Origin of the sequence: Streptomyces sp. CA-146814 (assembly GCF_050942385.1) — a bacterium.
Lineage (GTDB): Bacteria > Actinomycetota > Actinomycetes > Streptomycetales > Streptomycetaceae > Streptomyces.
In genome coordinates, this window is the sequence record NZ_CP192068.1 from 368,452 (window position 1) to 392,856 (window position 24,405).

Consider the following 24,405-nt stretch of genomic DNA (forward strand, 5'->3'; position numbering starts at 1 on the left):
GGCCGGGTCCCGTGGCCCGTGACCGGGGCGTACCGTCACGCCGTCAGGCCTCACGCCGTCCCGCCTTCACGCCGTCACGACAAGGACCCCGCCATGGACCGCATGCGCGCCGTGCGCCTGCACCTGCCCACCCGCACGCTCTCCGTCGAGGAGGTGCCGAAGCCGGTACCGGGACCTGGTGAGGTGCTGGTGAAGGTGGCGGCGGCCGGGGTCTGCCTCTCCGATGTGCATCTTGTCGACGGCACGCTCACGCCGCTGTATCTGGACGCAGAAACGGTCACTCTGGGCCACGAGGTGGCCGGGACGGTCGAGACGCTCGGGCCCGGGGTCGGCGGCTGGACGGCCGGGCAGCGGGTGGTCCTCCAGGCCGGCGAGCGGCGCGGCGGCCGGACGCACACAAGAGGTGTCGATTACGACGGTGGCTGGGCCGAGTACGCCGTGGCCTCCGCCACCACCCTCGTCGCCCTGCCCCTCGCCCTCCCGTTCGACCAGGCGGCGATCATCCCGGACGCGGTCTCGACCCCGTGGGCGGCGGTGACCGTCACCGGTGACGTACGCCCGGCGCAGGCCGTCGGGGTCTGGGGCGCTGGCGGTCTCGGGGCGCACGCGGTGCAGCTGCTGCGGGCGGTGGGCGCGTACCCGGTGATCGCGGTGGACCCGGCCCCCGCCGCCCGCGACCGGGCCCTGCACTTCGGGGCCGACCTGGCGCTGGACTCCGGCGACCCGCGCCTACGCGAGCGGGTGCTCGGCGCGACGGGCGGCGCCGGCCTGGAGGCGGCGTTCGACTTCGCGGGCGTGCCGGATGTCCGGGAGCAGGCGTTGAGCGTGCTGGCGCCGAAGGGGCGGCTGGTGCTGGTGGGGCTGAGCGACCAGCCGCTGACGGTCGACCGCTCCACCCGGTTCAGCTATCTCCAGCACCGGATCCTCGGGCACTACGGCTCCGAGGAGCACCATGTGGCGCAGCTCGTCCGGCTCGCCGAGGGCGGGCGGCTGGACTTCTCCCGGTCGGTCACCGGCGTACTGCCGCTGGAGGAGGCGGCGGTGGCGGTGCGACGGATGGAGACCAAGGAGGGCGACCCGGTGCGCCTCATCCTGCGGCCTTAGCGGGCTCCTCACCGGGCTTCTTCTCCAGCTCGTCCGTCGGCCCCTCCTCGGGCTCCTTTTCAGGCTCGTCCACCGGCTTCCCCTCCGGCTCGTCCACCGGATCCTTCTCAGGCTCGCTCTTGGACTCCTTCTCCCGCTCCGGGCGGGCCAGCTCCACGTTGAACTGGGCTCCGGCGAGCAGCGAGAGGTTGGCGAACCAGACCCAGATCAGGAAGACGACGAGCCCGGCGAGGGAGCCGTAGAGCCTGCTGTAGCTGCCGACCTGGGTCGCGTACAGGGCGAAGAGAGCCGACGCGGTGAGCCAGAGGAACGCGGCCAGCACCCCGCCGGGCAGGCCTCGGCGGATGCCGCGCCCAGAGCGGGGGCCGGTACTGAAGAGGACCATGATCAGGCAGGCGACGAGGCAGACCAGCAGCGGCCACTTCAGCGCCGCCCACAACGTCTCGCCCTCGTGCGGCAGGCCGACGCGGCGGCCGAGCCAGCGGGCCAGCGGGCCGGTGAGGACGAGGGCGAAGGCACTGGTCATCAGGAGGACGAGCAGGCCGATCGCGGAGACGACGATGATGTGCGCCTGCCGCAGCGGCGGGCGGTGGTCGCTCACGCCGTGCATGGCGTGCAGCGCGCGGCGGAAGACCGCGAGGTAGCTGCACGCCGACCAGACGGCGCTCACGGAACCGGTGCCGACGAGCAGCCAGACGGCGGAGCGCTGCTCGGTGGCCGCCTCCAGCGGGCGGCGCAGCGCCTCCCCGGACTCGGCCGGGGCGAAGGCGGTGATGTCGGCGATGAGGGCGGTGGTCGCATCGGGGTTGGCGAGGCCGATCACGGAGACGGTGACGAGGAGGGCCGGGAGCAGCGCGAGGATGGCGTAGTAGGTGAGGGCGGCGGCCCAGTCGGTGATGTCGTCGTTCCACAGCGAGAGGGGCGTGCGGCGCAGGGCGGTGAGCCAGCTGCGCGGCGTGCGGGGGCGTCCGGCGGCGGGTGCGGCGGGTTCCGCGGCTGCGGCGGTCTGGGTGGTCAAGCTGGTTCTCCGGGGACGTGGTCGGACGCGGCGGGGCGGGGTGCTCGTCCGTCGGACGTCCCGGCTTCCCTCGATCCTCTCCTGCCACGTCCTGGCCCGGACACACCTGCCCGGGCCGTACGGCTTCCGGATGCGCTGCGAGCCGTCGGCAGAGGTCCGTCGTCGGCGCAGGTCAGCCGTCGGCGGAGGTCAGCCGTCGGCGGAGGTCAGTCGTTTACGGCCGTGAGCAGGACCACCGCGTCGTCGAGGGCCAGCAGCCCGTGGCGCTCCTGCGGGATCGGGTGGAGTGTGCCGGCCGGGAGTTCGGCGTCGCCGGAGCCGGCGGTGAGGCGGACCGTGCCGCGCAGCACCAGGAGGGAGGCGGCGGGCGGCGCGTTGTGCTCGTCGAGCGCCGAACCGGAGGTGAGGGCGATCACCGTCTGGCGCAGGGGCGGCTCCTGGATGAGGAGGTGCGCGCTGCGGCCGTGCACGGAGGCGCGGGCGGCGGTCAGGTGCTCATCGGCGAGTGCGTTGAGGTCGTCCATGGTGCCCACTCTGCCGCAGCGCCCGGCGCCCCGCGATCCTGCCGGATACGGGGAACCGGGCACCGGGCGGCCGGGCGGATGGGCGGCCGGGCGGATGGACGGACGGATCACGGAGCTGGAAGGCACTCGCCGAGTATCCTCAGAATTCCCTTCGCGTTTCGCAATTTTCGGATAGCTGTACGCATAAGTCGGCGGTCCCGTTCAGGTGACACCTCAGCGGGGCGCCTTCGCCGTCGAGCCGCGCACCACCAGCTCCGGTTCGAACAACAGCTCCCCGGGCGGCACCGCGCCGCCCTGGATGCCCGCGCAGAGCAGCTCCACGGCCGCTCGGCCCATGGCTTCGATGGGCTGGCGGATGGTGGTGAGCGGCGGTTCGGTGCAGCTCATGAAGGCCGAGTCGTCGAAGCCCACGACCGACACGTCCGACGGCACTCCGAGACCGCGCCTGCGGGCCGCCCGGACCGCGCCGAGCGCCAGCGGGTCGCTGGCGCAGATGATGCCGGTGACACCTCGTTCCAGCAGCCGCGAGGCGGCCGCCTGGCCGCCCTCCAGCGAGAACATCGAGCGCTCGACGTCCTCCTCCGCGAGCCGGCCGCCGGTGGCCTCCGCGACCGCGCGCGCCGCCGCCAGCTTGCGGCGGGAGGGCACATGGTCGGACGGGCCGATCACCACGCCGATGCGCTCGTGGCCGAGGGAGGCCAGATGGCGCCAGGCGCGCTCGATGGCGACCGCGTCGTCGCAGGAGACACACGGGAAGTCGAGGCCCTCTATAGGGGCGTTGATCAGCACGACGGGGATGCGTCGCTCGGCGAGCCGGTGGTAGTGCTCGTGCGCCTCGTCGGCCTGTGCGAAGAGGCCGCCGGCGAAGACCACGCCGGAGACCTGCTGCTGGAGCAGGAGGTCCACGTAATCCGCCTCCGAGACGCCGCCCTTGGTCTGCGTGCAGAGGACCGGCGTGAGCCCTTGCTGCGCGAGGGCGCCGCCGATGACCTCGGCGAAGGCCGGGAAGATCGGGTTCTGGAGCTCCGGCAGGACGAGGCCGACCAGCCGGGCCCGCTCGCCGCGCAGCTGGGTGGGCCGCTCGTAGCCGAGGACGTCCAGCGCCGTGAGCACGGACTGCCGGGTGGCGCGGGAGACCCCGGGCTTGCCGTTGAGCACCCGGCTCACCGTGGCCTCGCTGACCCCAACCTTCTTGGCTACCTGAGCAAGTCGTCGCGTCATGGCCGCAAGGCTAACGTAAGCACTGCAATTATCCGACTTCTCGATGCAAGGAATGTACGCGGAAGGGGCACTTCCCGGCCAACGGGAAGCACCCCTCCATGCGATCTTCCGGTTCCTCGCTACGGATTGATGTTGATCTTGAAGGTGGACGTCGTGTTCCGGATGTCCTGGGCGTTGTTGCTGAGCCTCAGGCCGTTGAAGGTGACCTCACCGACCGCCGGGCCCTGCCCCGCCTCCGGCAGCTCGTTGGCCCAGAGCCCGAAGCCGGACTTGGCGTCGAAGGCGTCACCGCTCTTGCGCGCACCGGAGATGGAGATGTCGGTGAGCACGGTGTCCTTGATCGGGAACTGCGGCTGTCCGCCGACGTAGTTCGTCTGGAACATAATGCCGCTGTACGTCGGATCGACGATGTCCACGTTGGAGATCCGGATGCCCTGGAACACCTTGGACGCCGAGAAGAGCCAGATCCCGGGGAAGGTCTGCGATCCCCAGAAGTGGCCGCCGGACCGGACGATCGAGATGTTCTCGATCTTCGTCGGCTGGGTCCCGAAGCCGTTCATCGGGTAGCCGAAGTCCAGCGAGCTGACCGTGATCCCGGAGTAGACCAGGGTGTCGGCGATGTGGATGTTGCGGAAGGTGTTGTCGTAGCCGCCGTAGACGGCCACGCCCGCCGCGCGCCAGGTGAGGATCGAGGTCAGGTTCTCGTAGATGTTGTTCTTCATGTCGGCTCCCCCGGCGTCGATCGCCGAGAAGAGCGCGAAGCTGTCGTCACCGGTGGCGCGGGCCTCGTTGTTGGTGACGAGGTTGTCGGTGGACCCGTTGGTCATGTTGATGCCGTCGGCGAACATGTTGCGGATCCGGGAGTTCTTGATGGTGATGTTGTCGGTGTTGGCGCCCCAGTAGAGGCACACCATGTGCTCGTTCCAGATGTTGTCGATGACGATGTCCGACACGTTGGCGAAGTCGAACACCTTGCCGGGCCCGTCGATACGGGAGGTGTAGTTGCCGAAGTAGGCGAAGTTCGCGAACAAGGAGCCCTTGGCGCTGGCCTCGGCCCGGAAGCCGATGTCGGTGTTGTCCTGTGTGGCCGGTGCGTTGAACCGGGTGTACCAGGGCCCGGCGCCGACCACCTTGACCGCCTTGCCGTACACCTGGAACTTGCTCGCCGTGCTGTACTCCCCCGCCGGCAGGTAGACGCCGACCAGGTTTCCGGTGGTGTCCATGCGGACCCGGTCCAGGGCGTTCTGGACGTCCTGGTGGGTGAACCCGGTCGGCACGGTGTACGTCGCGGGGTTCGGGTTGGCGACCGGTGCGACCTGCTCCAGGCTGACGAAGTCGATCGCGTACGTGGAGGAGTTGGCGGCGTCCTTCTGGAGCCGGATCTTGGCTCCGGCCGGGACCGTCCGGCCCAGCATGACGTTGGCCTCGTCATAGATGTGGCGGGGCGCTCCGGCGCTCGGGGAGTTGCCGGGTGCGGCCTCGTTGCCGTACAGCCAGGCGTACTTGGAGGTGAGGTCGATGGCCTTGAGGAAGGTGCCGTCGACGTAGATGTTGAGCGTGGAGTTGATCCCGCCGCCGCCGGCGGAGTCGGGGATGGAGAACCGGGTGACCAGCGTGTTGGTGGACTTCCTGGTGGTGAACTCCACGTAGTTGCCGGTGTTGTTGAGCGTGACGGCCTTGCGTCCGGAGGCCTCGCCCGCGATGTCGCCGACGGTCCTGTTCGGGCCGACGACCTGGGCACCGCCGCCGGTGGTGCCGTCCTCCGCCTCGTACATGTCGTACGGCAGGTTGGCGCCGCGTCCGACGAAGAGGGACTCGGTGGAGGTGTTGTTCTCGCGCTTGACCGGGAGCTCGTTGGCGTCGGCGGCGAGGACCGTGCGCAGGGTGTACGAGCCGTTGGCGGCGGGCCAGGTGCCGAGGGAGACCGGTGCGGTGGTGGCGCCGGCCGCGATGGCTCCGGTGTGCGCGCCGGTGAAGGTCTTCACCGTGGCGCCCTGGGAGTTGAGCAGCGTGAGCGTGATGCCGTGGCTGCCACCTGCGGAGGCGATGGTGCCCTGGTTCTTGATGGCGACGGAGAAGGTGACGGTGTCGCCCGCCGCCGGGGCGGAGGGCGAGGTGGTGACGGACGCGGCGACCAGGTCGGAGCTGGAGACCGGCCGCACGACCAGCGGGGAGGCGGCCGTGTAGGTGTTGTTGGTCTCGTTCTGCTCGATGACCTCGTTCCCCGGGTCGGCGACCGCGCTCAGGACGTAACTGCCCGCGCCCCGTGCGCCGATGGCGGCACTGACCTGGGTGGAGGCACCGGCGGCCAGAGCACCGACGTTGCCGGTGGCGACCTTGGAGCCGCCGAGCCGGAAGTCGAACTTGCTCGCCGGTGCGGCGAGCGCGCCCGCGTTGCGGACGGTGGCGGTCAGCGTGATGGCGTCGGACTCCACCGGGGTGGCGGGCGACGCGGTGATGGCGGTGACCTGGAGGTCGGGGTTGGCGGCCGGAGCGCCCAGCACCTGGAACTCGGCGACCTGACCGGCGCCGGAGCCGCTGTTGGCGGTGAACTTCAGCTGGACATCGGCGACGCGGGCGGTCACCGGGATGGTCACCGTGTTGCCGCTCGCCGGGCTGAAAGCGTAATCCTTGGCAGCGACAAGGGAGTTGAGGGACGAGGAGTTCTGCTCGCGGCCCAGGACCTCGATCCGCTGGGTGCGCGGACCCCAACTGCTGTCCGGGTTGAGCTTGACGACGACGTTCTGGGTGTCGGCGTTGGAGCCGAGCTGGACGGTGAGGGTGTTCGGGTAACTGCCGCCCGCGCCTTCCCAGTAGGTGGCGGTGTTGTTGTCGTTGGCGTTGGTGGCGACGAAGGTGTGCACCACCGAGGAGGCCGTGATCGGCTTGTTGACCGCGAGGTTGGAGGCGGCGCCCGTGGAGCCGTTGCGGGTCACGGTGTTGCTGTTGGTGGAGACGTTGCCCGCCGCGTCCTTGGCCCGGACGAAGTAGCTGACGGTGGTGGTGACCGGCTGGGTGTCGGTGTACGTCAGGACGTTGCCCGCGACGGAGCCGCGCAGCACGTTGTTGGCGTAGACGTCGTAGCCGGTGACGCCCTTGTTGTCGGTGGAGGCCTGCCAGGTGAGCCGGATCTGCCCGGCGGCCGGTTCGGTGAACGCGAGCGCGGTCGGGGCGGTGGGTGCCTGGGTGTCGCCGGTGTCGCCGGTGCGGGTGACGGTGTTGCTGTTGGCCGAGACGTTGCCCGCCGCGTCCTTGGCGCGTACGTGGTACGAGACGGTCTGCCCGGCCGGGCGGGTGTCGGTATACGTCGTGACGTTGCCCGCGACGGAGGCCAGCAGCGTGTTGTCGGCGTAGACGTCGTAGCCGGTGACGCCGGTGTTGTCCGTGGACGCCTTCCAGGTCAGCCGGATCTGGCCGGTGGCGGGCTCGGTGAACGCCAGGTCGGCCGGTGCGGTCGGCGCCTGGGTGTCGCCGGTGGCGGGTCCGTAGACCTCCAGTTCGGCCAACTGGGCTGACGGGCTGCCGGTGTTGGCGGTGACCAGGACGCGGACGTACCGGGTGGTCGTGGGGTCGAAGGGGATCGTCGCCGACTGCCCGCCCGCCGCGTCGAAGCGGTAGTCCCTGGAGGTGGTCAGGTCGGTGAACTCCGTGCCGTTGGTGGAGGCCTGGAGCTTCAGCGTCTGGCTCCGGGCGGCCCAGCCGTCGGGCAGCCGCAGGACGACCCGGTCCACGCGGACCGAGGCTCCGAGGTCGGCCTCGATCCACTGCGGGAAGGCGTTCTCCCGGCTCGCCCAATGGCTGGCCCGGTTGCCGTCGTTGGCGTTGGCGGCGACGTAACTTCCGTTGCTGCTACTGGCCTTGAGGGCCTTGCCGGCGGCGAGGTTCCCAGAGGAGGCGGCTGCCGCCCGCACCTCCAGCTCGGAGAGCTGCGCGGCCTGCCAGCCGGTGTTGGCGGTGATGTGCACCCGGACGAAGCGGGTCAGCGTGGCCGGGAAGGACACCTTCACCGTGTTGGCGGCGCCCGGGGTGAAGGAGTACGCGGCCGAGCTCTTCAGCGTCGCGAAGCTGGTGCCGTCCGCGCTGCCCTGGAGCGACAGGGTCTGCGAGCGGCTCTCCCAGGACGGCGGGAGCTTCAGGGTCACCTCGTCGACCCGGGCGGAGGTGCCGAGGTCGGTCTGCACCCACTGGGGCAGGTTGCCGCCCGCGCTCTCCCAGTACGTCGACGCGTTGCCGTCGGTGACGTTGGGGGCCGGGTACTCGGCATGGGCACTGCTGGCCGCCGCGGCCCGGCCCGCGGCGAGGTTGGGGCCGTCGGCCGCCGAGGCGGCGAGCGTCGGCACGCCGATCATCAGAAGACTGGTCGCGACCACAGCGGATATCGCCCGCCATCTCCAGCGTTGGGCTCTCATAGCTCCCCGATCTTCGGCCTCGGCGCACGGCGCGACGAGGGCGCGGCTCTGGATCCGTAGTCAGGAAACACGCGATTCTGCACGCACTACGGCTCAGTTTTGCGTTGTGCGGTCAGAGAGTTGCAGAGAAATGAGAGGCCGTCCACTGTTCCGGCAACAGCCGGACATGGCGGAGGCCGGTGGGCGGAGGGCGTGTCGCCCGCCGCTCACCGGCCCCACCTGGCGGTGTGTCAGAGGCCGCCGGTGTACAGCAGCAGATCCGGCGAGCCCTGGCCGAGCCCGGAGAGCACGTCCGGGGTGGCGGTGTCGGTCAGCCAGTTCGCGACGGCGGCGGGCGTGGCCGAGGGGTTCTCCTCCTTGTAGAGGGCGGCGACGCCCGCGACGTGCGGGCTGGCCATGGAGGTGCCGTTCAGGGAGGTGGTGCCGCCGCCGAGCTTCGCGGAGACGATGTCGGCGCCGGGGGCGTAGAGCGAGACGCAGGAGCCCCAGTTGCTGAACGCGGTCTCCCGGTCCTGCCGGTCGCTCGCACCCACCGTGACCACGCCGTCGGCCGCGGCCGGAGAGACGTCGCAGGCGTCACTGTCCTCGTTGCCCGCCGCCACGACCGGCACGACGCCCGCGTCCGCGACGGCTTCGACCGCCGCGTCGACGGCACGCGAACGGGCCCCGCCGAGCGAGGCGTTCAGCACGGCCGGGGTGGAGCCGGCCGCCGCGTCCTTGGCCACCCAGTCGAACCCGGCGATGATGCCGGCCCAGGTGCCCCGGCCCTGGCAGTTCAGGACCCGCACGCTAACCAGGGACGTGTCCTTCGCCACTCCGGAGGTTCCGCCGCCGACGGTCCCGGCGACATGGGTGCCGTGGCCGTTGCAGTCCTGCCCGTCACGGCCGTCGCCGACCGCGTCGTAGCCGCTGACGACCCGGCTGCCGAACTCGGCGTGACCGGACTCGATCCCGGTGTCGACGACGTACACCTTCACGCCGTCACCCGTGGCGGTGGTGGTGAACGTGTCGTCCAGCGGCAGGGCGCGCTGGTCGATCCGGTCGGTGCCCCAGGTGGCGGCCGGAGCCCGGAAGAGGCCGCCCGTCCCGGGCGTGTCCACGGCCACCTCGGCGTTCTCCTCGACGGCGAGCACGCCGGGGACGGACCGGACGGCCTCCAGCTCGGTGGCGGTGAGCGTGACGGCGAACCCGTGCAGGACGTTCCCGTACGTGAACAACGGGCGGAGCCCGAACTCCTTCAGGACGGTGTCCGGAGAGAGTTCGGGCTCCAGGGTGACGATGTACTGCCCGGGGACGGCCCGGGCGGACCGCTCCACCGGGACCCCTTCCGGTCCGGTGTCGGCGGCGGCCGGGGTGGTGGTGCCGATCAACGGCGCGATCAGCAGCAGGGCTGCCGGGGCCCATCGGGCGCGCAGGCGCATGCAGGTCTCCTTGGGTGGGGTTACGTCCGCGGTGCGGGTGTGCGACCGCGAAGCGCGAATACCCGGTCCTTCGTCCCCGCCCGTACGGCGCCTTAACACGGGTTCAGCCGGACAGCGCAACGCCCGCCTTGAGCTCCAGGTCGGCCAGTTCCCGGTCCGGGTCGGCCGCCGGACCGTGGTGCGCCCAGCTGCCCACCGCGATCTCGGCGGTGATGCCGGGCCCGAATCCGGCGATCAGGCCCTGTGCGGACTCGGCCGCACCGCCGCCGTCGAAGAGACGGGCCAGTGCGTCGAAGACGACGGAGCTGGCGATGTTGCCGCGTTCGGTGAGGGTGGCCCGGCTGTAGCGGAACATCTCCATCGGCAGATCGAGGAAGTGGCAGAGGTCGTCCAGGATGCGCGGGCCGCCGGCGTGGACGATGAAGAAGTCCATGGCGGGCACCGACCAGCCGTGCAGGTCGACCAGGTCCTTCAGGACCGGCGCGAGCATCTCCATGGTGCCGGGCACCCGCTTGTCCAGCAGGAAGTGGAATCCGGTGTCCCGGACGGCGTAGGAGATCCAGTCCTCGGTGTCGGGCACGAGGTGGGAGCCGTTGCGCTCCAGCTTCATGCCGGTGCCGCCCTGCCCCCGGACGACGGCGGCGGAAACGGCGTCCCCGAAGAGTCCGTTGGAGAGCAAGGACCCGACGCCGATGTCGGTGGGCTGGTAGCAGAGCGAGCAGAACTCGCAGGAGACGATGAGGACGTTGGATTCGGGGTAGGCCCGGCAGAAGTCGTGCGCCCGGTTGATCGCCGCGCCGCCTGCCGCGCAGCCGAGCTGGGCGATCGGAAGCTGTCTGGTCTCGGGTCTGAACCCCATGGTGTTGATGAGCCAGGCGGTCAGCGAGGGCATCATGAAGCCCGTGCAGGAGACGTAGACGATCAGGTCGATGTCGTCCGGTTCGGTGTCGGCGTTGGCGAGGGCCTGCCGCACCACTTCGGGGACCCGGGTCTTGGCCTCGGCCTCGTACACCTGGTTGCGGAGCTCGAAGCCGGGGTGCCTGAGGGTCTCCTCGATCGGCTGCACCAGGTGCCGGGTCTGGACGCCGGTGTTCCGGATGAGCCTCAGGACGAGGTCGCGCTGGGGGTGCCCGTGGTGGGTCTCCCGGGCCAGCTCCAGGGTCTGCTGCATCGTGATGACGTGTTCGGGCACAGCGATGGCCGGACGGCACAGGGTCGCCATGGGTTCTCCTCGTATCTGGGAGCGGAGGCTCTCGTCACCAGGTGACGGGCAGAGCCAGTGGGTAACGCCAGATGGACGTCGTGTTCCACCGGATGTCCTCGGGCTCCGCGTCGAGACGCAGGGCCGGGAAGCGGGCCAGGAGCGTGGCGAAGGCCACCTCCAGCTCCATGGTGGCGAGCGGCGCGCCCAGGCAGTGGTGGGCGCCCCAGCCGAAGGTCATGTGCGGGATGGACGGCCGGTCGGGGTCCAGCTCGTCGGGGCGGTCGAACTTGGCGGGGTCGCGGTTGGCCGTCAGATACGACACGTGGACCACGTCGCCCGCCTTGATGACGGTCCCGCCGAGCTCCACGTCCTCCAGGGCGATCCGCGGGATGCCGACGCCCTTGCGGAAGGGGATGTACCGCAGCAGCTCCTCCAGCGTGCGGGGCAGCCGCTCGGGTTCGGCCTGGAGCGTCTTCAGCAGCTGGGGCCGGGTGAGCAGGGTGTAGGCGATGTTGCCGAGCTGGTACGTCGTGGTGTCCTGGCCGGTGATGAGCAGGACCATAGCCATGACGGCGAGTTCTTTGTCGTCGAGGAGTTCGTCGCCGTCCCGGGCGGTGGCCAGGGTGGAGATGAGGTCCTCGCCCGGGGAGCGGCGGCGCTCGGCGGTCAGTTCGGTGAAGTAGCCGCGCAGTTCGGCCTTGGCCCGTACCGCGTCCTCCTTGCCCGCCGCGCCGACGTTCATCATCGTCATGGCGTGGGCCCGGAGCCAGGGGCGGTCGGCCTCGGGGATGTCGAGCGCCTCGCAGATGGTGATCAGCGGCAGCGGCGCGGCGACCCGGGCGAAGAAGTCGGCGGGTGCGCCCTCGTCCGCCATCCCGTCCAGCAGCCGGTCCACCACCCGCTGGGTCCCCTCCCGCATCTGCTCGACGCGGCGCGGGGTGAAGCTCTTGGCGACCAGGCTGCGCAGCCGGCTGCTGGCGGGCGGGTCCATGAGGTTGATGGATTCGGCCTGGACGATCGGTTCCGGGGTCATCCGGGGGAAGTCGCGGCCGAGGACGGCGCCACGGCTGAAGCGCCGGTCGGTGGTGACCGTCCGGACGTCCTCGTACCGGGTGACGAGCCATGCCTCGCCCTCGCCGTACGCCATACGGATACGGGAGACGGGCTCCTCGGTGAGCAGTTCCTTGAGCTGGGGGTCGAATTCCAGTTGCTGTGCGAAGTCGAACGGACAGCTCCGTACGGTTTCCTTGTCCTGCACGGAGGCGTGCTGCACCGAGGTGTTCTCCACCGAGGTTTCTCCCAATGACCGGTTCGGGTTCGAGGCCGTCCCGGCTCCGGGCCCGGGAACAGACCTCCCCTGTGTCCCCCGTCGTGCCGGGAAACATGTCACTCACGCTCCGCAGTCAGCCGATCAGGGGGGCGCACGCCCCGGCGCTCAGCCGCCCGGCCCAAGCGACCCGTCCTGCCCGAGGAAACCGTGCTGAGCTGGCGTTCCGTGCGGTGGCGCCGAGGAGACGGAGCGGACCGCCAAGATCCCGGAAGGAGAACGACCATGACGGAAAGTGACCAGCGCCGGGATACGCGTCCCGGCCGACGGGTTTTCGTACGAGGAGCCGCGAGTGTCGTGGGGGCTGTGGGGCTGACCGGCACGGTGGCGGTGGGGACGGCCTCCGCCGCGCCGGCGGCCGGTTCCGGCGACGGCCGGGTGCCGTTCCACGGGGCGCACCAGGCGGGGATCCTCACCCGGCAGCAGCGGTTCGGCGGTTTCGCCGCCTTCGACGTGCTCGCGCGTGACCGGGCCGAGCTGGCGGCGCTCCTGAAGAAGCTGACCGTACGGTGCCGCATCCTGACGGCCGGGGTCACCCCGCTGGATCCGGACGTGGCGGCGGTGCGGGGCCCGGAGGACCGGCTGACCATCACCGTCGGGGTCGGTGCCTCGCTCTTCGACGGACGGTACGGGCTGGCGGACGCGGTGCCGCCCGGACTCGTCCCGATGCCGGAGTTCCCCGGCGACCGGCTCGACCCGGGAAGCTCTCACGGCGATCTCTCGGTGCAGGTCTGCGCGCAGAACCCGGACGCCGTCCTCCATGTCGTACGGGATCTGGCGCGGGAGACCACAGGGCTGCTGCGGACGCGGTGGCGGGCCGACGGATTCCTCAACCCGCCGCGCCCCGAAGGCTCCCCGCGGTCGTTCGTCGGCTTCAAGGACGGCACCGCGCACCCGGACACGGCGTCGGCGCGGGAGATGGACCGGCTGGTCTGGGTCGGGTCGGAGGCGCCGGGGTGGGCGCGCGGCGGGAGCTACCAGGTGCTGCGCACGATCCGGTTGCGGGCCGAGGCGTGGGACCGGGTCCCGCTCGGTGAGCAGGAGCGGATCTTCGGGCGCCGCAAGTCGACCGGGGCGCCGCTCGACGGACGGAAGGAGAGCGATCTGCCGGACTACGGGCGGGACCCGGAGGGCCGGGTCACCCCGCTGGACTCGCACATCCGCCGGGCCAATCCGCGGACCCCTGGAAGCGAGGACTCGGTGCTGCTGCGCCGGAGCTACAACATCGACCGGGGCCTCGCGCCCGACGGCACGCTCGATGTGGGGCTGGTCTTCTGCTGCTACCAGCGGGACATCGCCCGGCAGTTCGCGACCGTGCAGAAGCGGCTGGAGGGCGAGCGGTTCGCCGACTTCAGCACCACGACGGGCGGCGGCTACTTCCTCACGCTGCCGGGGGTGGCGGACGCATCGGACTGGTACGGCTCCGCGCTGCTCGGCTCCTGAGGGCCCGGCCTCTCCCGCACGTGGTGGCGGCCGATCGGCAGCATCAGCGGCCGGCCGGAGACGGGGTCCTCGATGACGCGGCTCTCCAGACCGAAGACCGCGCGGACGGTTTCCTCGGTGAGCACCTCGGCCGGAGTGCCGAAGGAGTGCAGCTTGCCGTCGGCGAGGGCGATGAGGTGGTCGGCGTACCGGGCGGCGAGGTTGAGGTCGTGGAGGACCATCACGATCGTCGTACCGCGTGACCGGTTCAGGTCGGTGAGGAGGTCCAGGACCTCGATCTGGTGGCTGGCGTCCAGGAACGTGGTGGGCTCGTCCAGGAGGAGCAGATCGGTCTGCTGGGCCAGCGCCATGGCGATCCAGACGCGCTGGCGCTGGCCGCCGGAGAGTTCGTCGACCGCGCGGTCGGCGAGCGTTTCGGTGGCGGTCGCCTCCAGGGCCGAGGCGACGGCGGCGTCGTCCTTCTCGTTCCAGCGGGAGAACATCGACTGGTGCGGGTGGCGGCCCCGGCCCACGAGGTCGGAGACCGTGATGCCTTCGGGCGCGACCGGGGACTGCGGCAGCAGACCGAGCGTACGGGCCAGTTCCTTGGCGGGGAGGCGGTGCACCTCCTTGCCGTCCAGGACGACCCGGCCCTCGCGGGGTGCGAGGAGGCGGGACATGGAACGCAGCAGGGTCGACTTGCCGCAGGCGTTGGCGCCGACGATGACGGTGACCGCGCCGGGCGGCACCACCAGGTCGAGCGCGGAGACGACCGTACGGTCTCCGTAGCCGAGGGTGAGGTGTTCGGCGGTCAGTTGGTGGTCGGTGGTCATAGCGAGCCTCCCGCCCGGTTGGTGCGGATGATCAGGTAGACGAGGTACGGGGCGCCGAGGACGCCGGTGACGACGCCCACGGGGTAGCGCTCGCCGAAGGCGAACTGGCCGGTGAAGTCCGCGACGAGGACCAGCAGCGCGCCGACGAGCCCGGCGGGCACCAGCAGCGAGCCGCCCGCGCCGACGATCCGGGCGGCGATGGGCCCGGAGAGGAACGCGACGAACGCGATGGGTCCGGCGGCGGCCGTGGCGAAGGCGATGAGCCCGACGGCGGCCACGATCACGGTGATCCGGGTGCGTTCGACCCGTACGCCGAGAGCGGAAGCGGTGTCGTCGCCGAGCTGCATCGCGGAGAGGCTGCGGGCCTGGCCGAGGAGGAGCGGGGTGAGGACGGCGGCCGCGGCGAGGGCGGGGACGACCTGGTCCCAGGTGGCGCCGTTGAGGCTGCCGGTCAGCCAGCGCATCGCCTCCTGGAGGTCCCATTCGGCGGCCTGGGACAGGACGTAGGAGGTGACGCTGTCGAGCATCGCGGAGATCCCGATGCCGATGAGGATGAGCCGGGTGCCGACGACTCCGCCCCGGAACGCCAGCGAGTAGACGAGCAGCGCGACGCCGAGTCCGGCGGCGATGGCGAGGACGGAGACCTGCACCTCGCCGAGCGAGAGCGTGACGATCGCGATGGCCGCCGCCGCGCTCGCCCCGGAGCTGATGCCGATGATGTCGGGGCTGGCGAGCGGGTTGCGGAGCATCGTCTGGAAGGTGACACCGGCGAGCCCGAAGCTGAATCCGGCGACCACGGCGAGGACCGCGCGCGGCAGCCGGAGCCGCCCGACGGTGAAGGAGGCGCCGGACACCTGCTCGCCGAGGATCACCCGCAGGACGTCGCCGGGCGGATAGAACGTACGGCCCGCCATCAGCGTCACGGCGAACGCGGCGACGACGAGGACGGCCAGGACCAGGATCACTCGGCGCCTACGCGACGCGCCGCGGATCCGGCGGCGGGTGGCGGCCGCGACGGACGCGGGGGCCGCCTCGCGCGGGGCCGGCCGGGTGAGGGCGGGGGCGCTCACAGGGCACGCACCTTCTGTCGGCGGACGATGTAGATGAAGAAGGGGGCGCCGATCAGCGCGGTCACGATGCCCACGTCGATCTCCGCGGGCCGCGCGACGATCCGGCCGGCCACGTCGGCGGCGGTGAGCAGGACCGCGCCGAGCAGCGCGGAGAGCGGCAGCAGCCAGCGGTGGTCGACGCCGACGAGCAGCCGGCAGGTGTGCGGGACGACGAGGCCGACGAAGCCGATGGGCCCGGCGACGGCGGTCGCGGCTCCGCAGAGCAGGACGGCGCCGAGCGCGGCCACCGCCCGGGCGACGGCGACGCGTTCACCGAGACCCGCCGCCAACTCGTCACCCAGAGCGAGCGAGTTGAGAGCGCGCGCGGAGAGCAGACAGATGGCGAAGCCGACCGCGAGGAACGGCGCCACCTGTCCGATGCGCTCGAAGGAGGCGCCGCCGACGCCGCCGATCTGCCAGAGCTTGAAGGATCCGGCGATGTCGTTACGCGGCAGGATGACGGCGCTCACCAGCGAGGCGAAGGCCGCCGAGGTGGCGGCCCCGGCGAGCGCCAGCTTGAGCGGTGTGGCGCCTCCTCTGCCGAGCGTCCCGACGGTGTAGACGAACAGGGCCGACAGGGCGGCGCCCGCGATGGCGACCCAGATGTAGCCGGTCGGCGAGGAGAGCCCGAAGAACGCGACGGCGGTGACGACGGCGAGCGAGGCACCCATGTTGACGCCGAGGATGCCCGGGTCGGCGAGAGGGTTACGGGTCACACCCTGCATCACCCCACCGGCGAGGCCCAGCGCCGCGCCGATGACGACCGCGAGGACCGTACGGGGGATCCGCTTCGTGGCCGCCGCCTGGCCGAGGGTCCCGTCGGCGCCGCCGAGCGCCGCCTGGACGTCGGCCCACGGCACATCGCGCGAGCCGAAGGCGATCGACGCCACCATGACGGCGGCCAGGACGAGGGCGGCGGCGTGGAGCCAGAGCGTGCGGACGCCCGCCGGACGCCGGGCCATGGTGGCGTCCGACGGGCGCCGGTCGGTGGAAGCGGTCACTTGACCTTGTCCGCGGCCTCGGCGAGAGCGGCGGCGTAGTCGTCGAGCACGTAACTGATCGACAGGGGCGTCGGGTTGGCGGCGGTGGCCAGCGGCGAGCTGCCGGGCAGGAGGTACGTCGAGCCGCGCTTCACGGCGGGGATCTTGGAGAGCAGCGGGTCCTTGGTGATCGCCTTGAGCAGGTCGCCGGTGTCGTCGCCGTAGCCGGTGATGATGTCGACGTCGTCGAACGCGTCGATCTGCTCGGCGCTCTTGGTGAGGGCGAACTTGTCCGTGCCCTCGGACGCCTTCTCGATGCTGCCCGGGGTCGTCATGCCCAGGTCCTTGAAGAACTGGGTCCGGGTGTCGTGTTCGGTGTAGAAGCCGATCTCGCTGACGTCGTTGGGGTCGACGTGCGTCATGAACATCGCCGACTTGCCCTTGAGCTGCGGGTACTTGGCGGCGGTCTTCGCTATGTCGCCGTCGAGCTTCGTGATCAGCTTCTCGCCCTCGTCGGCGAGGCCGATCGCCTCGCTGTTGGTACGGATGATCTCGCGCCACGGGGTCGCCCAGGCGGCGTCCGGGTAGGCGACGACCGGGGCGATCTCGCTGAGGGTCTCGTAGTCCTTCTTGGTCAGTCCGGAGTACGCGGCCAGGATGACGTCGGGCTTCGTGTCGGCGACGGCTTCGAAGTCGATGCCGTCGGTCTCGTCGAACAGCACCGGCGTCTTGGCCTTGAGCTCCTTCAGCCGCTCCTCGACCCAGGGCAGCACTCCGTCGCCGTCGTCGTCGCCGAAGTTGGCGGAGGCCATGCCGACCGGCACGACACCGAGCGCCAGCGGCACTTCGTGGTTGGCCCAGTTGACCGTGGCGACACGCTTCGGCTTGGCGGGGATGGTGGTCTTGCCCAGGGCGTGCTCGACCGTCAGCGGGAAGGAGCCGGCGGCGCCCGCCTCGTCCTTCTTGGTCTCGGCGGCGCCGCTTCCGTTCCCGCCGCAGGCGGCGACGGAGACGAGGGCGGCTGCCACGGCGAGCAGGCGGAGGCGGTGTGAGGACATGGGTGAGTACCCGGCTTTCCGGAGGGTCGGGGTGCCGCTTCCCGCACGTCCGGGCGTGGGCTGCCGTCGTGGAGGGGTGCGATGCGGGGGCGCAGCGGCTTAGGTAAGGCTTGCCTTCGCACTTTATGAGAGGAGGTACCGCTGTCGCAATCAACTGTTTGAGACAGACGTTGTAGCGATGAGGACATCCAGGGCGGCGGTGCACAAGGCTCTTGACCCTCACGTGACGTCAGGCCGCATAGTCGGTGCCGTGGAAGATCACTGGACCGTGGGGCGCGTCGCCGAGCTGGCCGGCGTGAGCGTCCGCACGCTGCATCACTACGACGAGATCGAGCTGGTCCGGCCCTCGGCTCGGACCGGGGCCGGATACCGCGCCTACGCGGCCTCCGACGTGGAGCGCCTCCGGGAGGTGCTGGCCTACCGGAGGCTGGGCTTCGGGCTGCGGGAGATCGCGGAGCTGGTCGACGATCCGTCGGCCGACGCGGTGGCGCACCTGCACCGGCAGCGCGGTCTGCTGCTGGAGCGGCGGGCGCGCACCGACACGATGGTGGCGGCCATCGACAGAGAACTGGCGGCACGGGCGAAGGGGGTCAGGGTGACACCGGAGGAGCAGCTGGGGATGCTCGGCGCGCGGCTGTACGACGCGATCGGCAGCGCCTACACCGCGACGCGCCGTACCGATCCCAGGATCGCCGCGCAGATCTGGGACGCGCTCGGAGAGGCGCGGACGGTGCTGAACGTCGGGGCCGGTACGGGCTCCTACGAGCCGGTGGACCGCGAGGTGACCGCGGTGGAGCCGTCGGCGGTCATGCGGGCGCAGCGGCCGCCGGGCTCGGCGCCGTGCGTGGCCGCGGCAGCGGAGAGCCTGCCGTTCGCGGACCGCTCCTTCGATGTGGCGATGGCCGTCTCCACCGTTCACCACTGGAGCGATCCGTCGGCGGGGCTGCGCGAGATGCGGCGGGTGGCCCGCCGCGTGGTGGTGCTCACCTTCGACACCGACGAGCCCGGGTGGCCGGACCGGTTCTGGCTGACCCGCGACTATCTGCCCGAGTTCACCGGCGTACTCGCGAAGTTCCCTTCACTCGCCGGGATGGCCGACGCGATCGGCGGGCGCGCCGAGCCGGTGCCGGTCCCGTGGGACTGCGCCGACGGCCTGTTCGAGGCGTACTGGCGCCGGCCGGAGGCGTACCTGGAGGACCGGGTGCGCCGCGCGATGTCGGTGTGGACGAGGGTCGGGCCCGAGGCGGAGGGGCGTGCGGTGCGCAGCCTCGGCGACGACCTGGCCTCGGGCCGGTGGGCCGAGCGGAACGCGGATCTGGCCGGTCTGGACGCGGCGGATCTGGGCCTGCGCCTGCTCCTGGCGTGAATCCAGGAGGCCGTGCGGGACCCGGAAGCGGCTCACCCGGGCCGGAAGGTCCCCGGGGTCAGCCCGGTGGTTCGGCGGAAGGCCACGCCGAAGGCGCTGGCCGAGCGGTAGCCGACCTGTTCGGCCACCGACTCGACGTCCCAGCCCCGGGTCAGCAGGTCGATGGCGTGCTGGGCCCGGACGGCCGCGACCCACCGTACGAAGCTCGTGCCCGTCTCGGCGCTGAACGCGCGCGTGACCGTCCGCGTGCTCACGCGCAGCTGGGAGGCCCAGTCCTCCAGTGTCCGCTGGTCGCCCGGATCCTCACGGACCGCGTCCGCGATGGGGCGCAGCAGGTCGGAGGTCGGAACCTGTACGAGCAGCTCGCGGGGCGACCGGTACGAGGACGTCGAGCACCAGCGCCTCGGTCGCGGCCCGGGAGGAGGGGGCGAGGCCGGGTTCGCCGAGCCGTTCCAGGAGGAGGCGGAGCAGCGGCGTGATCTCGACGGCGACCGGGGTGTCGGAGATCGACGACGTCGTACGGAAGCCGAAGAAGCTCGCCCGGAACCAGGTACCCGCCGTCGCCGATCCGGAGTGCAGGGTCCCGGCCGGCATCCACAGGCCGAGGGCGGGAGTGATCGTCCAGATGCGTTCGCCGACCACCGCGCAGGAGGCGCCCCGCTCGTTCCAGAGCAGCTCGGGGAAGGGGTGGGAGTGGGCGTCCCAGTCGGTGTCGTGGGAGACGACCTCGTCGTAGGCCTGGATGACGAAGGGCGTCTCGACCGATCCGGGCGCGTGCGCGGGCAGCGACCGGGTCTCCCGGGTCGTGGACGGTCCGACCTCCCCGGCGGTGGGCATCACTGGCATCCGCCCAGCCTAGAAGGTGGACGCGGAACCGGGTTCCGCCGCTCCCCCGGTACCACGCGACCGCCGACGGCTCGTACCGGGGCGTGCGGGGCCACCGGGCCCGGCCATCTGCCTCAACTCGACGTTTACGCCGGGGTGGTTACGTCCTTCAGGTGAAAGGGCTGCGGCTTTCACCGTGCCCGTCGCGCTCCGGCCGGACAGTGGGTGGGCCGACCGGGCCCCGGTCGGCGGGACCGTACGGCGAAAGGTGACGGATTCATGACCACTGAGGCCAACCGGCGGGTCGCGCTCGTCTTCTCCCTGTTCGATGCCAACGCCAACGGGGTCCTGGAGGCCGACGACTTCGAGCTCATGGCCGACCGCGTCGTACGCGAGGCGCACGCCTCGGACCAGGCGGCGAAGGACGCGATGCGCGGAGCGTTCCGGCGGTACTGGACGACCCTGCTCACCGAGCTGGACGAGAACGGCGACGGCGAGATCAGCTTCGAGGAGTTCACCGCCTGTGTGCTGTCGCCGGAGCGGTTCGACGCGACGATCGCCGTGTTCGCCGAGGCGCTCGCCGCGCTCGGCGACCCGGACGGCGACGGCCTGATCGAGCGGCCGCTGTTCATGGCGCTGATGACGGCGATCGGGTTCGAGCCGGCCAACATCGACGCGCTCTTCGACGCCTTCGAACCGACCGACGGGGAACGGATCCGGGTGGAGACGTGGGTCGCCGGGATCAAGGACTACTACGCACCCGGCAAGGCCGGCATCCCCGGCGACCACCTGGTCGTCGGCACGCCCGTCTGACCGCCCGGCCCCCGATGAACCGTGGACGCCCCTTAGGGGCGTCCACACCTTCTGGCGGCTCAGCCCGTCAGCAGGTCCGGGTTGCCCGCCAGTGCGGCCAGGCGGCCCTGCGGGTCCGGGACCAGGCGGCGTTCGGTCAGGTCGAGGACGCCGGCCACTCCGGTGATCTCGGCGGCCACCGTGCCGTCCTCCTTGATGACCTCCTGCGCCAGCGTGAACGTCTTGCCCGTGCCGTAGTCGAACCGGCAGGTGACCCGTACGCGCTCGCCGCCCCGCAGCTCGCGGCGGTACTTGACGGTGACCTCCAGCTGGACCGGGCCGATGCCGCCGGCCAGCAGCTTCTCCTGAGGAAGCCCGGCGGCCCGCAGCAGCTCCCAGCGCGTGTGCTCCGCGTACTGGAGGTAGACGGCCTGGTTCAGGTGGCCCTGGGTATCGAGCTCGTAGCCGCGCACGGTCACATCGACGGAGAAGGTCATGACCATGCGAACGCCCGCGCCCGGTGATCCATTCCGGTGGGCCGGTCCTGCCGCACCCTTCACGGCTCTGCCGGACCCCTTTACGAGCCTGTCATGCACCGGTAACTTCCACCGCGCAAGAGATTGCAGCAACATTCCGGCAGAGTTTGCCGCCGGATGGTGTTCCCCTTGCCGTTCCCTTTCTCCGAACCCCGAGGCGCGTCAGGGTTCTCCCGGTTCTCCCCTCCCTTGGAGACACGTATGAGACGCACCTCCCGCCGACTGTCCGGCCGCCCGCTCGCGGCGGCCGTGGCGGCAGCCGGACTGCTGGGCCTCCTCACCGCCGTACCGGAAGCCACTCCCCCACCGACCGCCGCTCCGGCCACCGCACCCGTCGCCGCTACGGCCGCCGCCGACACCACGGCGACCGTCTTCTACTCCACGAAGACCCGGAACTGGTCTGCGTACCACCTGCATTACGCCCCCGACGGCGGCTCCTGGACCACCGTGCCCGGCACCCGCATGGCCTCCGCCTGCACCGACTGGGTCAAGCTGACCGTGCCCCTCGGCGGCGCGGCCGGGCTCAAGGCCACCTTCACCGACGGCTCGGGCACCTGGGACAACAACGCCGGCAGGAACTACGACCTGGGCACCGGCAGCATCACCGTCAAGGACGGGGTCGTGGCGCACAGCGACCCCTGTACGGGTACGGGCCCGGAGGTGCCGGATCCCGGCGGGCCGAACACCGCATCCGTCTACTACGCGACCTCCACCGTCGGCTGGTCCACCGTCAACCTGCACTACCGCCCGCACGGCGGAGCCTGGACGACGGTCCCGGGTGTCGGGATGGAGGCAGCCTGCACCGGCTGGGTGCGGCGGACCGTGGACCTGGGCAGCGCCACCGGGCTCCAGGCCGCGTTCAACAACGGCAACGGCGTCTGGGACAACAACAACGGCGGCGACTACACCCTCCCGGCCGGGCTCACCACGGTGAAGGACCGCAAGGTGACCGCCACGGCCAAGGACCCGTGCGCCGCCGAGGAGCCGGACACCGAGGCGCCTTCCGCGCCCGGAGACGTGAAGGCCGTGGCCGACGGCGTGTCCGTCCTGGTGACCTGGGAACCCGCCACCGACGACCGAGGAGTGACGAAGTACCAGGTGACGCGGACGGGCGGCACGAAGGGCACCTTCGTCACCGATGTAGGCTCCACCGTCTTCGCCGACACCGGACTTGAGGCGAAGACCGCCTACCGCTACACCGTGCGGGCCGTCGACGCCGCCGGGAACGTATCGGCCGCGTCCGCGGCGGCCACCGCCACCACCGGCGAGAAGCCGACCGCCCCGGCGACCGGCACACCGCTGGGCACCGATCCGCGCAAGGACCCGATCTACTTCGTGCTGACCGCGCGCTTCAACGACGGCGACACGACGAACAACCGGGGCGGCAGCCAGCACGAGAAGTCCGGCAACGCGGCCAACAACGACCCCATGTCCCGAGGGGACTTCAAGGGGCTGGTGCAGAAGCTCGACTACATCAAGGGGCTCGGCTTCTCGGCGATCTGGGTCACGCCGGTCGTCCTCAACCGCTCGGACTACGACTACCACGGCTATCACGGTTACGACTTCTACAAGGTCGACCCACGGCTGGAGTCGGCCGGCGCCTCCTACCAGGACCTCATCAACGCGGCCCACGCCAAGGGCATGAAGATCTACCAGGACGTCATCCACAACCACTCCTCGCGGTGGGGGGCCAAGGGCCTGTTCACGCCGAAGGCGTACGGCGTCCGCGACACGCAGTGGAGCTGGTTCTACGACGAGAGGAACGACGGCTTCGCGTACGACGGCCTCACCGTCGAACCGAAGTCCGGGAAGTCGTACTACAACGGCGACCTGTGGTCCACGGCCGAACCGGCAGGCAACACCTGCGTGGGCTGGGGCACGCCCACCGGGCACACCTCGCCGGAGGGCTACCGGATCTACAACTGCCAGTGGCCGAGCCCCACTTCGGGCATGTTCCCGAAGGCGCTCTACCACAACTGCTGGATCGGCAACTGGGAGGGCGAGGACTCCCGCTCCTGCTGGCTGCACGACGACCTCGCCGACTTCAACACCGAGAACGCCCAGGTCCAGAACTATCTGATCGGCGCGTACAACAAGTACATCGACATGGGCGTCGACGGCTTCCGGCTCGACACGGCGGTGCACATCCCCCGCACCACCTGGAACCGCCGCTTCCTGCCCGCGATCCAGGAACGGGTCACAGCCAGGTTCGGCGCCGAGGCCGCGAAGAACTTCTTCGTCTTCGGCGAGGTCGCCGCCTTCGTCAACGACAAGTGGAACCGCGGCTCGGTCAACCACTCCGCGCAGTTCTTCACCTGGAAGGAGCGCAAGGAGTACAGCGCGGACGACGAGAAGGCCGCCCTGGAGATGTACGACTACGAGCAGCAGCAGGGCACGGGAGCCCAGCCCGTCTCCGACAACGCGTTCCTCAAGGGCAACGCCTACCACGCACCGGACCGCAGCCGGTTCTCCGGGATGAACGTCATCGACATGCGGATGCACATGAACTTCGGTGACGCGAACAACGCCTTCCACAACGGCAAGGACTCCGACGACAGCTACAACGACGCCACCTACAACGTGGTGTACGTCGACAGCCACGACTACGGGCCCAACAAGAGCAGCGAGCGGTACACGGGCGGCACGGACGCGTGGGCGGAGAACATGTCGCTGATGTGGACGTTCCGGGGGATCCCGACGCTCTACTACGGCTCCGAGATCGAGTTCCAGAAGGGCAAGCAGATCGACTGCGGGCCGCGCTGCCCGCTGGCCTCGACCGGACGGGCCTACTTCGGGGACCATCTGACCGGTGAGGTGACGGCGTCCGGCTTCGGCACGGTGTCCTCGGCCACCGGCAAGGTCGCGGAGACACTGGCCGCGCCGCTGGCCCGGCACCTCCAGCGGCTCAACGAGATCCGGCGCGCGGTGCCGGCGCTGCAGATGGGCCAGTACTCCACGGAGGGCATCAGCGGCTCCATGGCGTACAAGCGGCGCTACACCGACGCGGCGAGCGGCACCGACAGCTTCGCGCTGGTGACGGTCTCCGGGAGCGCCACGTACACCGGCATCCCGAACGGCACGTACAAGGACGCCGTGACGGGTGACACCAAGGTGGTGAGCGGCGGCACACTCACGGTCCCGGCGCCCGGGAAGGGGAACCTGCGCGTGTACGTCCTGGACCTCGGCGGGAAGAACGCCGCGCCGGGGAGGATCGGCACGGCGGGCCCGTATCTGAAGTAGCGCCCGTACCCCGAGC

17 protein-coding genes and 1 pseudogene are annotated in these 24,405 nt (G+C 70.9%); 5 read left to right on the forward strand and 13 right to left on the reverse strand.

From position 1 onward, the window contains the following. The first annotated feature begins 93 nt into the window (after nucleotides 1-93). On the forward strand, nucleotides 94-1,104 hold the full coding sequence (locus tag ACQP09_RS01465; RefSeq protein WP_433395302.1) for a zinc-binding dehydrogenase: 1,011 nt from the start codon (nucleotides 94-96) through the stop codon (nucleotides 1,102-1,104). Here ACQP09_RS01465 and ACQP09_RS01470 read toward each other — a convergent pair. From ACQP09_RS01470 to ACQP09_RS01500, 7 genes are all read right to left on the reverse strand, one after another. Continuing rightward, the gene (locus ACQP09_RS01470) at nucleotides 1,088-2,122 is read right to left on the reverse strand and encodes a YihY/virulence factor BrkB family protein (protein WP_433395304.1); all 1,035 of its coding nucleotides are present in this window, start codon (nucleotides 2,120-2,122) and stop codon (nucleotides 1,088-1,090) included. The two genes, ACQP09_RS01465 and ACQP09_RS01470, sit on opposite strands and share 17 nt — an antisense overlap. Before the next feature lie 206 nt (nucleotides 2,123-2,328). Then, on the reverse strand, nucleotides 2,329-2,646 hold the full coding sequence (locus ACQP09_RS01475; RefSeq protein WP_433395305.1) for a cupin: 318 nt from the start codon (nucleotides 2,644-2,646) through the stop codon (nucleotides 2,329-2,331). Nucleotides 2,647-2,859: 213 nt separating this feature from the next. Continuing rightward, nucleotides 2,860-3,867, reverse strand: coding sequence for a LacI family DNA-binding transcriptional regulator (locus tag ACQP09_RS01480; RefSeq protein WP_404066370.1), 1,008 nt, complete (start codon nucleotides 3,865-3,867; stop codon nucleotides 2,860-2,862). Nucleotides 3,868-3,986: 119 nt separating this feature from the next. Continuing rightward, nucleotides 3,987-8,276, reverse strand: a complete 4,290-nt coding sequence (locus tag ACQP09_RS01485) for a discoidin domain-containing protein (protein WP_433395307.1) — start codon at nucleotides 8,274-8,276, stop codon at nucleotides 3,987-3,989. 230 nt (nucleotides 8,277-8,506) lie between these two features. Further along, complete coding sequence (locus ACQP09_RS01490; protein WP_433395309.1) at nucleotides 8,507-9,697, reverse strand: S8 family peptidase; 1,191 nt, start codon at nucleotides 9,695-9,697, stop codon at nucleotides 8,507-8,509. A 103-nt stretch (nucleotides 9,698-9,800) separates the two neighbouring features. Continuing rightward, nucleotides 9,801-10,934, reverse strand: coding sequence for a type III polyketide synthase (locus tag ACQP09_RS01495; RefSeq protein ID WP_433406457.1), 1,134 nt, complete (start codon nucleotides 10,932-10,934; stop codon nucleotides 9,801-9,803). 19 nt (nucleotides 10,935-10,953) lie between these two features. Further along, complete coding sequence (locus ACQP09_RS01500) at nucleotides 10,954-12,189, reverse strand: cytochrome P450 (protein WP_433395311.1); 1,236 nt, start codon at nucleotides 12,187-12,189, stop codon at nucleotides 10,954-10,956. Nucleotides 12,190-12,525: 336 nt separating this feature from the next. Between ACQP09_RS01500 and ACQP09_RS01505 the strand changes: the two genes are divergently transcribed. Next, nucleotides 12,526-13,671, forward strand: a complete 1,146-nt coding sequence (locus tag ACQP09_RS01505; RefSeq protein WP_433395313.1) for a Dyp-type peroxidase — start codon at nucleotides 12,526-12,528, stop codon at nucleotides 13,669-13,671. Here ACQP09_RS01505 and ACQP09_RS01510 read toward each other — a convergent pair. From ACQP09_RS01510 to ACQP09_RS01525, 4 genes are read right to left on the reverse strand one after another with little or no spacing between them, the layout of a single operon-like run. Continuing rightward, nucleotides 13,602-14,483, reverse strand: coding sequence for an ABC transporter ATP-binding protein (locus tag ACQP09_RS01510; protein ID WP_433395315.1), 882 nt, complete (start codon nucleotides 14,481-14,483; stop codon nucleotides 13,602-13,604). The two genes, ACQP09_RS01505 and ACQP09_RS01510, sit on opposite strands and share 70 nt — an antisense overlap. Next, a complete protein-coding gene (locus tag ACQP09_RS01515) occupies nucleotides 14,480-15,553 on the reverse strand; it encodes a FecCD family ABC transporter permease (protein WP_433395316.1) in 1,074 nt (357 codons plus the stop codon). The genes ACQP09_RS01510 and ACQP09_RS01515 overlap by 4 nt, the downstream gene beginning before the upstream one ends. Beyond that, nucleotides 15,550-16,554: a FecCD family ABC transporter permease gene (locus tag ACQP09_RS01520; RefSeq protein WP_433406458.1), complete on the reverse strand. Its 1,005-nt coding sequence runs from the start codon at nucleotides 16,552-16,554 to the stop codon at nucleotides 15,550-15,552. The genes ACQP09_RS01515 and ACQP09_RS01520 overlap by 4 nt, the downstream gene beginning before the upstream one ends. 35 nt (nucleotides 16,555-16,589) lie before the next feature. Beyond that, nucleotides 16,590-17,630: an iron-siderophore ABC transporter substrate-binding protein gene (locus ACQP09_RS01525; RefSeq protein ID WP_433395318.1), complete on the reverse strand. Its 1,041-nt coding sequence runs from the start codon at nucleotides 17,628-17,630 to the stop codon at nucleotides 16,590-16,592. 268 nt (nucleotides 17,631-17,898) lie between these two features. On the opposite strand from ACQP09_RS01525, the gene ACQP09_RS01530 reads away from it, so the two are divergent. Further along, nucleotides 17,899-18,996, forward strand: coding sequence for a MerR family transcriptional regulator (locus ACQP09_RS01530; protein WP_433406459.1), 1,098 nt, complete (start codon nucleotides 17,899-17,901; stop codon nucleotides 18,994-18,996). 32 nt (nucleotides 18,997-19,028) lie between these two features. Here the strand turns inward: ACQP09_RS01530 and ACQP09_RS01535 are convergent. Further along, nucleotides 19,029-19,842: pseudogene (locus ACQP09_RS01535) on the reverse strand (helix-turn-helix domain-containing protein). Nucleotides 19,843-20,100: 258 nt separating this feature from the next. Here ACQP09_RS01535 and ACQP09_RS01540 point away from each other — a divergent pair. Further along, nucleotides 20,101-20,634 (forward strand): EF-hand domain-containing protein, encoded by a 534-nt coding sequence (locus tag ACQP09_RS01540; protein WP_433395320.1) that lies wholly within the window; start codon nucleotides 20,101-20,103, stop codon nucleotides 20,632-20,634. Between the two features lie 59 nt (nucleotides 20,635-20,693). On the opposite strand, the gene ACQP09_RS01545 is transcribed toward ACQP09_RS01540, so the two are convergent. Next, nucleotides 20,694-21,110: an acyl-CoA thioesterase gene (locus tag ACQP09_RS01545; protein ID WP_433406460.1), complete on the reverse strand. Its 417-nt coding sequence runs from the start codon at nucleotides 21,108-21,110 to the stop codon at nucleotides 20,694-20,696. A gap of 240 nt (nucleotides 21,111-21,350) precedes the next feature. Here ACQP09_RS01545 and ACQP09_RS01550 point away from each other — a divergent pair, with 240 nt between their 5' ends. After that, nucleotides 21,351-24,389 carry a carbohydrate binding domain-containing protein gene (locus ACQP09_RS01550; RefSeq protein WP_433395322.1) on the forward strand — a complete coding sequence of 1,013 codons (3,039 nt, stop codon included), beginning with the start codon at nucleotides 21,351-21,353 and terminating at the stop codon, nucleotides 24,387-24,389. The last annotated feature ends 16 nt before the right edge of the window (nucleotides 24,390-24,405 follow it).

What these genes read in the sequence shown, in the direction of transcription:
- ACQP09_RS01550 (WP_433395322.1), top strand. Translation starts at nt 21,351, where the DNA reads ATGAGACGCACCTCCCGCCGACTGTCCGGCCGCCCGCTCGCGGCGGCC.
- ACQP09_RS01475 (WP_433395305.1), bottom strand. Translation starts at nt 2,646, where the DNA reads ATGGACGACCTCAACGCACTCGCCGATGAGCACCTGACCGCCGCCCGC.
- ACQP09_RS01465 (WP_433395302.1), top strand. Translation starts at nt 94, where the DNA reads ATGGACCGCATGCGCGCCGTGCGCCTGCACCTGCCCACCCGCACGCTC.
- ACQP09_RS01525 (WP_433395318.1), bottom strand. Translation starts at nt 17,630, where the DNA reads ATGTCCTCACACCGCCTCCGCCTGCTCGCCGTGGCAGCCGCCCTCGTC.
- ACQP09_RS01485 (WP_433395307.1), bottom strand. Translation starts at nt 8,276, where the DNA reads ATGAGAGCCCAACGCTGGAGATGGCGGGCGATATCCGCTGTGGTCGCG.
- ACQP09_RS01510 (WP_433395315.1), bottom strand. Translation starts at nt 14,483, where the DNA reads ATGACCACCGACCACCAACTGACCGCCGAACACCTCACCCTCGGCTAC.
- ACQP09_RS01490 (WP_433395309.1), bottom strand. Translation starts at nt 9,697, where the DNA reads ATGCGCCTGCGCGCCCGATGGGCCCCGGCAGCCCTGCTGCTGATCGCG.
- ACQP09_RS01520 (WP_433406458.1), bottom strand. Translation starts at nt 16,554, where the DNA reads ATGGCCCGGCGTCCGGCGGGCGTCCGCACGCTCTGGCTCCACGCCGCC.
- ACQP09_RS01540 (WP_433395320.1), top strand. Translation starts at nt 20,101, where the DNA reads ATGACCACTGAGGCCAACCGGCGGGTCGCGCTCGTCTTCTCCCTGTTC.
- ACQP09_RS01480 (WP_404066370.1), bottom strand. Translation starts at nt 3,867, where the DNA reads ATGACGCGACGACTTGCTCAGGTAGCCAAGAAGGTTGGGGTCAGCGAG.
- ACQP09_RS01545 (WP_433406460.1), bottom strand. Translation starts at nt 21,110, where the DNA reads ATGACCTTCTCCGTCGATGTGACCGTGCGCGGCTACGAGCTCGATACC.